This is a genomic window from Halomonas sp. SIMBA_159 (assembly GCF_046536035.1).
In the GTDB taxonomy this organism is placed as follows: Bacteria; Pseudomonadota; Gammaproteobacteria; order Pseudomonadales; family Halomonadaceae; genus Vreelandella; species Vreelandella venusta_A.
Genome location: NZ_JAWJBT010000434.1, coordinates 1 through 277, shown reverse-complemented (window position 1 = coordinate 277; position 277 = coordinate 1). Strand labels below are relative to the sequence as shown.

At 66.4% G+C, this 277-nt stretch carries 1 protein-coding gene; it reads right to left on the bottom strand.

Annotated elements, in window-relative coordinates:
* Window positions 1–277, bottom strand: a 277-nt coding sequence (locus tag R0J87_RS19930; protein ID WP_498888418.1) for a hypothetical protein, incomplete at both ends; no start/stop codon positions are given.

The following is a 277-nucleotide window of genomic DNA, read 5'->3' as shown; positions in this document are numbered from 1 at the left end:
GAACTGCTGGACCGGGAGGAACGCGATGGAGGCGAACCGGAACATGCGGTCGGCGATCAGGTAGGTCGCGAGAGCTGGCCCCTCACCGAGGAACCAGTTGATGGCGATCACCGGGAGTGTCACGTAGAGCGAGCTCGTGCCGGACGTGATCACGGCGTGCTTCTGCGAAGCGAGAACGGTGCGGGTGGATCGCGGCTCCGTGGCGTCTGCATCGCGGCGAGTGTTCCGCCAGATGTACGTCGTGTCGCAGATGGCGGCGACCAGCGAGCCGAGCGCC